Here is a 14594-nt window from a genome sequence, read left to right as displayed (position 1 = left end):
TTAAGGTATTTTTACATATAGAAGAAGATAGTTGAGGGTTTTATGAAAACAAAAATCGGTTTATTTTTGTTTACCATGCTGGCCTGGGCCGGTATGGGTTTTGCTGCACCTACGGGTCCGGCAGAAACGCCTAAGTCCTATTATAACCTGATTACCATTCAGACCATGGGAATGACCCCCATGATGACTGGTACGACGACCTTGGTGCTGAGCCAGGGTGCCGCAAAATGTTCCAATGCCACTGATTGGAAGTTGAACTTCAAGGGTACCACATACTCGAGTAACGGAACTAGCATTGGCTATTATTCTACTACTCCTTCTCCTTGGGGGGGGATGACGACGAGTTTTACATCTGCGGGACAATGTGTTGCCTCTGTTGAAGATACTCCCGCGAACTTGGCGACCATGATCAAGGAAAAATGGATCAATGGCTTGAATATGAATGGGGTCGCCCTTGAATTGGGCTCCAATATTGACCTTAAGGAATTTGGGGCCAAAACAAAAGTGGGCGAATGCGAAGTAAACCACGTGCCGCTCCCCATGATGGAAAACACCAAGTTTAATGGTAATGGTTTTACCATTAGCCACCTCTGCTATGCTGCGACGGTTACAGATACTGAACCGATGACTGCACCGGTGGGCTTTTTCGAAAGTGCTGCAAATGTGTCTATGCTAAACGTCAAGTTGAATGGCGTGCGCATTTATATTGATGGAACAAGCACCGACGGTAAGGACTACTACCCGGTCGGCGCCTTCGTGGGTTCCGTGGACTTGTTGACTATCGATAGTGTAAACATTGCTAACGATTCTATCCAGGCTCCAATTGCAGGTGGCGTTGTCGGTTTTGTCAAGAATTCTACGATTTCAAACATCACGGGCGACGACGATATCCATATTTCGAACATCGTTTCGATTACCACGGGATATGCGGGCTCTGAGAAAATTAATAAGTCGGCTGGTACTTTGGTTGGCCATAATGTGTTCCTGGGTGGTATTGCCGGTGTGGCGGTCCGTACGCAAAGCGCAGAAGATGCCACGTTTAAAAACGATTCTGTAAAGGTCGATGTTCATGACTATGCCACGGGGCACAGGTCTGCTTTGGGTGGCATTGCCGGTTTGAACCAGACCATTGGTGGCCCGGCTAACAACTTGAATGTCTATACAAAGTATAAAGACGGCGGCGAAGTCATTCCGACTATGATTTCGGGTGGCGCTTCGATGGGTGGTATTTTCGGTGTGTCGTATCTTCTGCGTGATAACAATATTGCGGATGCCGGCAATTTTGTGGTATCGAACAGCAAATTTGACGGTAAACTCTATGACGCTATGTCGCCTGGTGTAATTGCAGTGGGTGGTATTTTGGGTCTTGATTCCTCCGATGCGCAAACCTCGGTTCGAGTGATGAACAGTGCTGCCAACATCGATATCAAGGATTCCTTGAAGGTTGCCGGTCTTTACCAGTATTTTGCCGGTGGCATTGTGGGTTATGGTTCCTCTTGCGTGCAAGGTGGCGCAAGTGGTGGAGACTTCTTGAGTGTTATCGGCGCAAAGACTGAAGGCTCCATTGCTCTTTCGGCATCGGGCACTGCGGTTCCTGGACTCCATAGTGATGCTTTCTTAGGTGGCGTCGTGGGTTCTGCATGTATTGCCCAGACTCAAGGCTTGGGAATCACCAATGACACTTCGTCTGTCCAGATTACCTCGAAGGTAAAAACCTCTGTTGATGGGGACAAGGTTATCAATGGAGCTTATGCTCGTGACAGCGTGTATGTGGGCGGTATCGTCGGCTTTGCTAGCATCATGGTGTATAACGCAGCCGCAACTGTGGCACACCTGTATTACGAAGGCTCGATCGTGGTGGAAGATAGCCTGAATAATGTGTTTGTGGGCGGTATTCTCGGTGGCTTTACGAATGACCAAGGTGGAAGGACTTTGATTTTGAACGATGTGCTTGCTAAAAGCACAAGTCAGTTGATTAAGTATACTGCAAAAGAAGCGGGTGCGGTATCGACCTCGAATGTTCAAGTTGCAAATATTGGTGGCGTATGTGGCCTTTGCAATGAAATTAGTGAAATGAGCCTGGTTGCTGCCTTGGGCGATATTAGTGTTGTCGGAAAGCATGCGGGCAACTATCTTTATGTAGGTGGCCTAATTGGTTATACGCAGGCAAACAATGTGAGGACCGTTGTTCAGAACACTTACAATGTGGGCGAAATTTCGGTTACGGCCAACAATGCTTCCCTCAATGGCTACGACAAAAAGGTGGGTTACCTGATTGGTAAAGCTCAATTGAACAAGGGCTATGAAATTAAGTCCAGTTACCATTATGGTGAAGATGACGATGAAACTGTAACATTGCCGGTAGGATACTTGAAAACGGAATCGGAGACGAATACTTGGGTTGACAGTGATTCCATTTCTTATGTGATGAGAAACGGCTCTACCTCGCAGCAATCGTCTCGCTATAATGGTACTGAAATTGCAAAGACCATGAAGTCTTCTCAATTTGCGGGAACTTTGAATGCCGCTTACGCCGATTCTGAAGATTACGTTTGGACGTTTGCAAAGGATAACAACAGCAACCTTCCGTTCTTTGCCTATGCTCCGTATGGACCAGTTGCTCCGGCTCCGGGCAATCATGTCGTTATTTTTGCTGATATGAATGGAGGCTTTATTGCACAGCAATCGGTTCCCCATGGGGGTGCTGCGACGGCTCCGGCTGCCGCCGATGTGACTGAAATTGAAGGCTACACCTTTACGGATACGTGGGACAAGGATTTCGATAATGTTATTAGTGATTTAACGGTGACGGCCGTTTACTCCAAGAATTCGTATACGGTTAAGTTCTTTGATTATGATGATACTCAGCTTGGGGCGACTCAGACTGTGCTGTATCAAGACCCCGCAAAGGTTCCGGATGCTCCGGAACGCTTTGGCTACACCTTTGCCGGTTGGGATGACTCGACCTATACCAGCGTGACTAAGAATTTGGATGTTCATGCCACGTATGTGCCGAATAAGTACTTGATTATGTTTAAGGACTATGACGGAACAGTCTTGGATTCTGCTGATATTCCGTTTAATGCGGCTGTGCCTCAGCCGGTTGATGTGTCGCGAGCTGAAACCGGCGCGTATACTTACACATTCAAGGGCTGGACTCCTGAAGTGGTCAATGTGAATGGTGATGCCGTATACACTGCTACTTACGATTCAACAAAGAAAACGTATGCTGTGACCTTTGTGGATTACGACAACACTCGGATTGGCGATGTCCAGATGGTGGAATACGGCGATTCTGCCGTGGCTCCGGCTGATCCGACGCGTGAAGGTTACAAGTTCGTGGGTTGGGACCGCGACTTTGACTCGGTGACTAAGGCACTCGAGGTGAAGGCTCAATATGAACAACTTAAGTTCCAGATTGTGTTCAAGGACTATGATGGCGAAGAACTCAAGACGGTTTCGCTTGCTTACGGCGCAACTGTGGTAACGCCGAAGGACGTGAAGCGTGCCTCTACGGCGGAATACATGTATACGTTTAAGGAGTGGACTCCTGCACTTGCTGTCGTGACTGCCGATGCCGCATATACGGCCGTTTACGATTCGACTATGGTCTTGTACAAGGTGTCCTTCTTGGATTATGACGAAAGCCTGATTGGCGATGTGCAGTTGGTGCCGTATGACTCTGCTGCCGTGGCGCCTGCAGAACCGGTGCGCGAAGGTTATACCTTTGCCGGCTGGGATCGCAAATTCGACAAGATTACCAAGGATGTAGATGTCAAGGCTACCTACGAAAAGAATCCGGAATCTTCGAGCTCTGTCGAAGTGTCTAGCTCGAGCGAACCTGAAAGCTCCAGCAGCGAGCCGGAATCTTCGAGCTCTGTCGAAGTGTCTAGCTCGAGCGTGCCCGAAAGCTCCAGCAGTGTCGAAGAATCTTCTAGCTCTGTTGAACCGGAATCGTCTAGCTCTGTCGAAATTTCTAGCTCGAGCGAACTCGAAAGCTCCAGCAGCGTTCCGGAAGTTTCTAGCTCTAGCATTACCGGTGAAATCAAGATTGTGCAGCCGACGATTGAACAGTCCGGCAATGCAATCCGCTTGACCTTCGGTACCGAAAACGTCGATGAAACTGCGGTTGCTCACATCGTGGTGACGGGTGAAAATGGCGTCATTCTGGAGACGGATATTCCGAACTCTGTTGTCGGTGGCGGTGAATGGGAAATGACTCCTGCTCCGATCGGCAAGTTCAAAGTGACCTTGACGGTGGGTGACAAGGTAAGACACGCCGAATATAACGGACGCTTCGAAGTCGCCTCTCAGATTACGGCCGCTCCGGGTAGCTGGCAGATGGTTTCGCTGTCCGCCTTCGACAAGAAGAAGGTGTTGTCCGACGATGCCGCTTTCTACTGGTGGGATGAAAAGAATCCGGTGGGCGATTACTGGCAGTATCGCGCCTTTAACGGCGAAAGCGTCGAAGCCACTCGCGGCTTCTGGTACGGTACAACCGTTGGCAATCCGCTGGTAATCCGCGAATCTACTGGTTCCAAGGATAGCGAAATCGTGTGGGAACTCGATAGCCTGTTCAGCGGCTGGAACCTGGTGGCTAACCCGTACGGTTGGTATGTAGACTTGACCAAGGGTGTTGCCGATAATGATGCCAAGGTTACTTTCTGGCGCTGGAACCCCTCGATTGGCAGTTACGACCCGATGCCGAAGGTGATCGGCCCGTATGAAGCCGTGTGGGCGAAGGTTTCCAAGTCTACGACCTGGCGTATGTCTGCCGCTCCGGAATTCAAGATCGAAGAAAGAAGCGCCGCCGAAACGAAGAAGGTTATGCATAAGGATGCCGCTGGCATTAAGGGCGCTTGGAGCCTGAAGGTTTCTTTGGCCGACGGTTACGGTAAGCAGGATTCCTGGAACGTGATTGGTGCCGGTGCCGAAGAATCGCTTGACGAACCGCCTGCAGGCATGGGTAACCATGTGTCGCTCGCAATCCGCAATAGCGAAAAGGGTGCCAAGCTTGCAAAGAGCATCAAGGCTGTTGCAAACGAATACAGCTGGATTCTGGATGTGAGCGCAAACTCTGCCCGCGATGGCAAGCTCAAGTTCGAAGGCGTCAAGGAACTGAACGGCAAGGGACTCAAGCTGTTTGTGACCGCAGAGGGTGTGACGACGGAAGTTACGAACGAAAAGGCCTTGAATGTGGCGCTCGCCAAGTCCGCCAAGCAGGTGGAAGTCCGCGTGGCTGCAAGCAATGCGGTGGTCGCCTCTTCCAAGATCAGCGGCTTTGGCTCTACCCTTGCGGGTGGCACGCTGCAGCTTGGCTTTACGGCGCCCGAGGCTCTGGCCGGGACTCGCGCAAGCTATGCCGTGGTCGGTGTCGACGGCAAGAAGGTGGCCGCGGGCCAGTTCAAGGCAACGGCCGGTACGAACCAGTTTAGCCTGAACGCTCCGAAGTCTGGCGTGTACTTTGTGAAGATCAAGGTCGGCAGCCAGCTGCTCTCGGGCAAGGTCCTTGTGAAATAACGCACAGAATTTTAAGCAAAAATGTGACACTTGTCAAAAGGCGGGACTCGTTCCCGCCTTTTTTGTGTGTAAATGAATTTTTTGATAAATAATATGTTATTATTTGCTTATAAAGTGGATGGTGTATATGAAGAGAACTGCAAAAATATTTGTTGGATTGATCCTGTTGCTTGCAGGCAGTACTTTTGCGCAGAGTGGCGGGGAGATTAAGCCGATTGGATTTAGGTGCACAACTATTGCGGGGTCGGAAGTCCAGTGCGAAATTTCCCAGGCGAAAGATGCGAGTACAACGTTTCCTTCTGGTTATGATGGAAACATATATAATACTTGGAATGCTTTTGTAGACAAATTGGGCCAGGAAGTAGGCTCCACTGCTTCAACTTTGCAGCTAACCTTTAAATCGGATATTGATTTGGGAGGGGGCTATTTGAAGTCCGATAAAAAGTGTTTTGCTGCTTTTAAACCATTAGCTTTTCACAAAAATTTTGACAAGACCATTATTGACGGTGATGGTAATACCATCAAGAATTTTTGCAATATAACAATTGATGAAAATGCATCGTTCTTTGGCGATTTTTCGAGTGACGAAACTATCATAAAGGATTTAACCTTTGATAATGCCTACGTAATGGCGACTGTGGCGACGGTTAGTACGAGGATTGCTGCGGTTGTGGCGGAAAGGGCTTGGAATATTGAAGTCGCAAATGTAAAAGTCACTAATTCTGAGGTGCATGGCTGGAATACCGCTGCTATAATAGGGCGGATTATGTGTAATTCTGTGACTCACGTATGTCCTGTAACTCATTTTTCGGATGTGAAGGTAGAGATTGTAACGCTTTCGCTAATTACTGAAGTTTTAAATCAACACAGCAAATTTAGTGCGGGTAATTATAGCCCGTGGAACGGAACTGAGTCTTATAGTGGAGCCTTGGTTGGCAACCTAGAAGGAATCGCTGAATTCGTTCGAGATACGGTTTGGGATTTGACGACTCCTGATAGTATTTCGAAAATTATAACCGACTATTATGGGGAAAGTAAGGTTGGGGGTCTTGTTGGATATGCTGATGGTTCATCGGTTACGGGGCAGAACAAGTTCTCTTTGCAGGAGTGTGTTGTCAAGGCTGATTTAAGTGGTTTTGATGTTGGAGGCTTGATTGGTGAGGTGAGTTCAAACGGCATTACTGAAGAGACTGATTTTGAAGTGTCTGGTGCGAATGTTATCTTGAATTCGGGTGACTATAACGGAACAGCTCCGGATTTTTTTGTGGGTGGACTTGTAGGAAAATTCAACTGGAAAAATGGAAATGTCCTGTTTTCGAAAAATAGTACGAATGTCACGTCTAAAAATGAGAAAGAGGGCGCGGGCGCTGCAAATGCGGAGATAGGCGGCTTGGTTGGGAACTTTTATGTGATGAGTACGACTGCAATGAACTTCGTTGCAGAAGAAAATATTGTTGAATCAGAAGTTGAATCCTCGAGACAGAATCCCAAAGTCGGAGGCCTTTTCGGTTATACGAGTATCTGGGCGCCCCAAAGCAAGCTTTCTTTAAAAAAGAACAAGGTTGTTTCGGCGAAGTTTAATACTTCGGGGCAGTATCTTTATGCGGGAGGCCTTTTAGGGTGTATTGTGTGGAATGCGGATGATGGCGCTCTTTCTGTTGATACAAATGAGATTAATGCCGAAATTAAAACTTCAGGAACGTATTTACGTCTAGGCGGTATTTTGGGATATTCCTTTTTCAATACAGACAATAGTATTAATAGTACTCTTTCTATTCGAGGAACGACTGTTAAGCCTGTACAGACTAGTGGAAATTTAATTAAAACCACTGGAACAAGTTTGAATGTTGTCGCTGCGGCGCAAGGTGTGGGCTATGTCCAGAACGAAAATGGCTCGGTGGAATTTCTTGAAAATCGTGTCCAAGGCGATATCAGTGTTGCGGCAACTTCGGTGAATCAAAGAAGTGCTGTTGGAACCATGATTGGCGAGGCGTTTCGGGTGAATTTGCTTGAGGTGGTTAATAATGTGTCTTCTAGTGATTTGAAAACTTTGATTGAAAATGGAACGGCTGCGCAGACAAGTGAGACGTTTTCTATCGGTTATGTGGTTGGACATGCTCTTGTTGGCGACAAAGTGACGATAAAGGATAATTTCCATTACGGTTCAAAAGATGTAAACGCTAATTTGACTGTCGGTTTTCTTCATTTTTCGGGAACGGTGATTTCTGTCCAAGAAATGAATAAAAACTATACGACGGATTATGATGTTCGCTACAACTATCGAAACGCTTTGAAAGACAATGTGTCGTTGTTGGCCGATGGCGAGTTGAACAAGAATGGTTCCGGTGAAATTATTGTGGATGCAGAAACTGTTCCATTCTGGTATAATGGTGTTATTGATGGCGATGTCATGAAATCCCGCCTGTTTACCTATGTGATGAACGCGACGCAGACGTCTAATACGGACCCTGTTAAGTGGGAAAGTAAACAGTCAAGTTTGCCGTTGATTTCGTCGAAAAGAACTGCATATAAGCTTGCGATAAGCCTGTCGGATGCGGATTATAATGCGTTGTCGGCTGATGACAAGACTGCCTTGAAAGACTATTTGCCGGCAAAATGTGAGGCTGGGAAATGCTCTTTGTATGTCTATACAGAAAACGACAGTAAGCTAAAAGGGGACTTGAGTTATGACTTTGAATTGAGGAACACCGCTTTTATGGTCGTTGATGTTAATGGCAATATTTATAATTTCGGTCGAACTTTTACCAAAGATGATAAAGCAAAGGGTTTGACGGACCGTGAAATAAAGGTGACTTACTATCTGCAAAATCCGGAACAGGTAGCCGCTGGCAGTACTTCCCCTATTCCCGTGTCAATGGATGATTATGTGGATGACCTGACACTTGTATGGCCGAAGGTGGAAAAAGTTCGCCAGTTGTCTAGTAAGGAAATCGTTCCGACGGGTTTTTTGGATTACAACAATACCAGATATCAGTTGATTTTGTATCAGGCTTTTACCTGCCCGGCGAACGCAAAGTTCTTTGCCGGTTGCAAAAATGTTGTTGCCAGTGGTATTTCGGTGGCGCAAAAACAAATGGATAATTTTGAGGGTGTTCTTAGGGCATTGAGATCGGCTGTAGACAATAAAAATGGAGAAGAAATACAGTTGTTCTATCAGCTGGTTGATTTAAACGAGAGCATTAATTTCTTGCCGCAGGTAGAAATTGGCTTGTTTGATTATGATGCTAAAATCAATGTCACTACATACGGCTATAATAAAAATGGGACACTTACTGAGGTTGGCTTGCATGAACTGGATGACTCCAAATTTTTGCAACCTGACGTAGATATTGTTTCGAAGTATGGATTCAGCGTGGCTGAACGTGGCTTTACACTGGATTCCTTAATAGTTAATTTCTGGGTTGGACTGGACGATAAATCCGTTGACGTGATTGAAGAATGTTATAATAAAGGAAGTAAAACGGCGAAATGCACTTCAGTGAATGTGAATGTGTATGGAGATTCCACCAAGAATTATTTCGATAGCGAAGAAAAGTTGGAATTGCAGGTGAATGCAACTTTGACTTCGAATATACAGGCTATTGAAAATGGCGGTATGCCTCGGTTGATGAAGTGGGTGGCAAAACTTAAAGAAGTTAAAATGTTGGATTTGGACTCGTTGGTTCAGGCCTTGTCTATAGCCGCTTCTCATAAGGCTCCGGATGCGTCTATGTTCTTGGGTATCGATTCCGTGTATGTATCGGCGATCCCGTACAATATTACTTTCGATATCCGTGCGGGTGAGGCGGATGTATTCTTGACGGACAAGTTTATGGACGAACTTGAAAATCCGAAATCTTATTCCCGTCAAAACGCCGAAACGGCAAAACTCCCCGAAGGAATTCTTTCGACTAGCGCCTGCTTTAAGGGCTGGGATAAAGATAAAATCGGCGTGATGGGTGAGTCTCATTATACATCTCTTGACGGAGACCTTCTTTTGCAAGCAAATCCGAGCGATGAAACATCGTTTAGCCTGTATGGATTCTGGCTTCCTGAAGACATTGTTAATGCTACATGTACGCCCCAAAATACTGAAATGGCTTTGAAAGTGGTTGACAAAACGGGTGCCGAAGGCAAATATGGAACGGTTACTTTGAATCAGTCTTACAAAAAGCTCGGAAAAGACACTGAGACTTTCACGCATAAGTTCAACTCTGGAAAACTTGAAATTCCTGTTTCCGCAGATTCAATGACTCTGTATGTGACGCCTGTCCGAACCAATAAGGATTACGATCTTGCAAAACTCACGTTGAAAAAGGCTGATGGAACTGAATTGCCGATTCCGCTTGGTTCTCAAGATACTTCGTTCAAGATTGCGCCTGCGGCGGGTGTGACGGATACGCTGTATGCCATGTTTGGTGGTTACATTGATGTTGATGTTAAAGTCGGTCGAAACGATGTCTTTTATGGCTATGATTCTTACAAGGAGACGCTTCACTTGGTGGATGGTGGAACCACTGATTTGCCTATGTGGGTCTATACCCCGACGGAATGCGTGCTTGGATGGTCTGTAACGCCTGATGGTGCAGATTATGATCATGGCTCGGTCTCGAGTGATGTTTTGAGTGCCAAGGTGACGAGTGAAAAGGTTGTGTATGCGGTGTGGGGCGATGCAGATGCTTGCGTGGCGAATGCGGATTACCGTCGTCTGAAACTGGAAACGGAACATGGGACGGTGAAAATTGTCGAAATTGACACTGGCGACGGTTCCGAAAAGATGCATGCCTTTGCGGATGATTCCACGATGCTTTTGCCGCAAGATTATGCCAGTTCCTGGGTGGTTCGCGGTGCTCCAGAAAAGGGGTATAAGCTTGATTCCGTTGTGATTGACGGACGCATTAAGCTTGTCGAGGGAGATAAATTGGCTGATTCAATTCAGGGCTATTTGCCGATGAAGGCCTACTTCTCTGAAGATAAGGCGCCGGTGGTTAGCCCAGATGGTGATTTTGAATTTGAGCGTCATGAGCCGATTCTGTCTGGAAATGCAATGCGCTTGACTCTTGAATGGAAGGTAAAACCGGGCAAGGTTGCAGAATTGCGCGCGACTATTGTAGATACCTTGGGCGAGGAACTTCCTAATCCAAAGATTGAAAGCGTTACAGGCACAGGTTCTCTCGACTGGGAGGTGTATCCGCTGTTGCCGGGTACCTATAGGGTCGTGGTGACTCTTGGTGATGGTGGTGAGCCTGCCTCGTTCCCTACGGATCTGTTTACAGTGCAATCTGAAATTGCGGCTGCCCCGGATACCTGGAAGATGGTTTCGCTTTCGGATGTTGACCAAAGTGCAATCATGTGGGACGGTGATCCGGAGTTCTATTACTGGGACGAGTCCGCCAAATATGGCGTTGTCTGGAAGTACCAGAAGTACAATGGCGGCGCTGTGAAGGCGCAGCAGGGCATTTGGTACAATTCCCGGGAAGGTAGGGCGCTCCCGTTGCGTCGTGATGTGGCAACAGGCAGCAATGTACAGGGTGCTCCTCAAATCGTTTGGGAAGTGAACGCTGGCTGGAATATGGTGGCAAACCCCTACGGCTGGAGAGTGGTGCTGCCTGAGAATGTTTTGAGCACTTTTGAAATGTGCAAGTGGACTGCCGAAAGCGGATTTGAACCGGTGCATTCGCTTGAACCGTACGAAGCGGTGTGGCTGCGTTCCGATGCCAAGACCCCGATTGGCTTTGCGGCGGAACCTTCGTTCGATAATCCTGTGAATGTTGCCGCTTTGCAGAAGGCCACCTTGGCGAAGGCAACTCGCGAAAGCTGGACTTTGCAGGCTGTGCTTGAAGATGCCAAGGGTCATAGCGATTCCTGGAACGTGCTTGGCGTGGGCGAGGCCAAGGAATGGCTGGAACCGCCTTCTGGTATGGGCGACTACGTGAACCTGTCCGTAATGGATGGTAAAAAAGCCCTGCTGAAGTCCATCAAGAGTGCCGACGATGGCGATTATGAATGGAATTTGGCCTTGAGTGCGACAACTGACCGCGTGGGTTACCTCAAATTCGAGGGGGTAAAGGCCCTGAACGAGATGGGTCTGAGGGTCTATGTGACGATTGACGGCAAGACGACTGAATTGGGTGCCGGGGACAGCCTGAGGGTCCTGCTCAAGGCGGCGGGCTCTACGGCGACCGTCCGCGTCTCGGCGTCCGAAGTCCGGACCGTCGCCTCAAAACTCGAAAATCTGCGTTTTGCCCGCCTTCCGGGCGCCCTCCAGGTCGGATTCGACGTGTCTAGCGACCTGGCCGGCGCTAGCTACCGCGTGCAGCTTGTGGGCGTAAACGGCAAAATTGCCGCCACCTACCGCGCCAAATCGACCGCAGGCCACAACACGCTCGCACTTACAGCCCCGAAACCGGGCCTGTACCTGCTCCGCGTGACCCTAGGCGGCCACCATGCTGTCCGCAAGGTGGCGGTGCATTAATAATCTTGCCATTGGGGCGGCTTTTTTCTAAATTTGGCCGCACTATGACAAAGGCTAAATTCATCAAGTTCATCATCGCGTCGGTGCTCGCCATCGCCGCCCTCTTCTTGCCCTACGAATCCCTCGGATTCGATGCCGCAAGCCCCATGGGAATCCTGAATCCGCTCGAAATTCGCGTCATTGGCGTTTTCGTGATGGCGGCCCTCTTCTGGATCCTGCAACCGTTCCCGATCTGGTCGACCTCGGTGCTCGTCATCGTGCTCATGATCGTGACGATGTCTGACTCGTCCCTCTCTCCGTTCCGCGTGGACGGCGTGACCATGATCAGCCATAAGTCCATTATGGCTACGTTTGCAAACCCGATCATCATGCTCTTCTTGGGCGGCTTCTTCCTTGCTGCTGCCGCTACCAAGTACAAGATGGACTTGAACCTTGCCCGCGTGCTCCTGAAGCCCTTCGGCAAGAACCCGAAGTTCGTGCTTCTTGGCCTCATGCTCATCACCGCCGTGTTCTCCATGTTCATGAGCAACACTGCTACCGCCGCCATGATGCTTGCTATTCTCGCTCCGGTGCTCAAGCTCTTCGACGAAGATGACCGCGGTAAAGCTGCCTTTGCCCTCGCTATTCCGCTGGGCGCCAACATCGGTGGTATGGGTACCCCGATCGGTACGCCTCCTAACGCTATTGCCCTTGGCGCCTTGAACGACGCCGTTGCCCGTGGCGACCTCGTTGCTAACCCGGTGAGCTTCGGTCAGTGGATGGCCTTCGGTATTCCGTATGTGATTATTTTGATGGTAATTGCTTGGCTCTTGCTCCTCAAGATCTACCCGATCAAGATGAAGGAAATGGTCCTGAACATTGAAGGTGCCGGCAAGTTTGATACCAGCCCCAAGGCCATTATCGTGTACATTACCTTTGTCGTGTGCGTTGTCTTGTGGGTGACCGGTAAGGGTGTCCACGGCATTAACGATAACGCAATCGCTATGATCCCGATGGCTGTGTTTGCTTTGACTGGCGTGATTACCAAGAAAGACCTGAACGCAATGAGCTGGGACGTGCTCTGGCTCGTGGCTGGCGGTTTTGCTCTGGGTGTTGGCCTGAACGCTACTGGCCTTGCCGCTCACTTGATCAAGACGATTCCGTTTGCAAGCTGGTCTCCGATCGCCCTCATGATCGGTTGCGGTATCATCTGCTTGTTCATGGCTAACTTCATGAGCCATACCTCTACGGCGACGCTCTTGGTTCCGATTCTTTGCGCCGTGGGCATTGCCTGCCAGGACAACCTCGTTGGCCTCGGTGGCGTGACCGCCCTGCTCGTTTCTGTTGCCTTTGCAAGCTCTCTCGGTATGAGCCTCCCGATTTCGACTCCGCCTAACGCCTTGGCCCACGCTACGGGTTACACCGACACCAACGGTATGGCCAAGACCGGTATCGTGATGGGTCTTTCCGGCCTCGTTCTCTCCTGGGTGATGATGATTTTCCTCGCCAAGGTGAACTTCTTCGGTACTCCGGTTCCTAAGGCCGCTGAAGCCGCTCCTGCAGCACCTGCTGCCGCCGAAAAGGTGGTTGAAGCTCCTGCCGCTCCCGCTGTTGCTGACAGCGCTGCAGCAGTCGCCGCTGACAGCACCGTTGCCGTCGCTGTCGATAGCGCCGCCGCTGCTAAATAGACCGCTCGGCTCTATTGGCACAACGAGTTGTAGCTTCGCCTCGCTCTCGCTACCACGACTCGTTAATACGAGTCGCTTGTAGCTCACAGGTCGAAGTCGTTGATACGGCTGCTGCCGCCAAGTAATTGAAGGATTTTTCTTCCTGAACAAAGACCGCCTCTCAGGCGGTTTTTGTTTTTTATAGGGGGCTTTAAAACAAAAAAAAGAAACCTCGCTTGAAGCGAGGCTCTTTCAGTGGTCGATACAGAACTCGAATCTGTGACCTCTACCATGTCAAGGTAGCGCTCTAACCAACTGAGCTAATCGACCGAGGTGAGACCAAATATAGTAAAGCGTTTTGCGCTTGTCAAGGGGTATTTAACGTTCAGAATCGGGTACCCAGTAGCGGAATCGGCCGCTCAAATGGAGCGGGGGGAGGCTGTCGCTGCAGGTTCCGGAGCGGCAATCCATGAAATACAGGTCCAAATCGGCTGTCCACAGGGAATCTTTGATGATTTCGTCGAACTTGATGGTGCTGCTGTCGACGATAAGGGGGGCTTCTGTCGCGAAATTGGCGCGAAACCATGAAACGTTCTGCATTCGGCCGTTCAGGCTTGCACGGCCCACCGGAGTGAGTTCTTTGCCGGTCTGGGGGCTGTTGACCATGAGCGAAAGCTGGTCGCCCTGCTTGCTTTCTTCGATTCGGGTGCAAAAATAAAAGTAGTGGTGGCTGTTGTTCACGTAGAACGGGGGCTCGACGTCGTTTTTGTCGAGTTCTATGGTGTAGGGACCGTCGCCGTTGAGCGTGTACTTGAGGTAGCCGCCGCCTCTGACTTCCCAGCTGTTGTTGATGTCGCCGCATGCAGTGAGTGCAAGCGCGATTGTACCCAGGGCGATGCCTGCTTTTTTGCGGAAAGTCAAGTTCATGCCCCTAAAGTAGAAATTATCTTTGG

General features: G+C 49.1%; 4 protein-coding genes and 1 tRNA gene. 3 read left to right on the top strand and 2 right to left on the bottom strand.

The genetic code is table 11. From position 1 onward, the window contains the following. The first annotated feature begins 42 nt into the window (after window positions 1-42). The 3 genes from QZN53_RS00220 to QZN53_RS00210 all read left to right on the top strand — a co-directional run bounded on the left by QZN53_RS00220 (window position 43) and on the right by QZN53_RS00210 (window position 13662). Complete coding sequence (locus QZN53_RS00220) at window positions 43-5520, top strand: InlB B-repeat-containing protein (RefSeq protein WP_163436614.1); 5478 nt, start codon at window positions 43-45, stop codon at window positions 5518-5520. 814 nt (window positions 5521-6334) lie between these two features. Then, entirely contained in the window at window positions 6335-11995 is a 5661-nt protein-coding gene (locus QZN53_RS00215; protein ID WP_163436613.1) for a hypothetical protein, read from the top strand. 44 nt (window positions 11996-12039) lie between these two features. After that, complete coding sequence (locus QZN53_RS00210) at window positions 12040-13662, top strand: DASS family sodium-coupled anion symporter (protein ID WP_163436612.1); 1623 nt, start codon at window positions 12040-12042, stop codon at window positions 13660-13662. Window positions 13663-13897: 235 nt separating this feature from the next. On the opposite strand, the gene QZN53_RS00205 is transcribed toward QZN53_RS00210, so the two are convergent. Further along, window positions 13898-13971 (bottom strand) — tRNA-Val (locus tag QZN53_RS00205). Between the two features lie 48 nt (window positions 13972-14019). Next, a complete protein-coding gene (locus tag QZN53_RS00200) occupies window positions 14020-14568 on the bottom strand; it encodes a hypothetical protein (protein ID WP_163436610.1) in 549 nt (182 codons plus the stop codon). Window positions 14569-14594: the final 26 nt, after the last annotated feature.

The sequence above is a fragment of the uncultured Fibrobacter sp. genome (assembly GCF_900316465.1).
In the GTDB taxonomy this organism is placed as follows: Bacteria; Fibrobacterota; Fibrobacteria; order Fibrobacterales; family Fibrobacteraceae; genus Fibrobacter.
Note: the sequence above shows the minus strand (reverse complement) of the source record. Positions and strands in the feature narration are given on the sequence as shown.

What these genes read in the sequence shown, in the direction of transcription:
- QZN53_RS00220 (WP_163436614.1), top strand. Translation starts at nt 43, where the DNA reads ATGAAAACAAAAATCGGTTTATTTTTGTTTACCATGCTGGCCTGGGCC.
- QZN53_RS00210 (WP_163436612.1), top strand. Translation starts at nt 12,040, where the DNA reads ATGACAAAGGCTAAATTCATCAAGTTCATCATCGCGTCGGTGCTCGCC.
- QZN53_RS00200 (WP_163436610.1), bottom strand. Translation starts at nt 14,568, where the DNA reads ATGAACTTGACTTTCCGCAAAAAAGCAGGCATCGCCCTGGGTACAATC.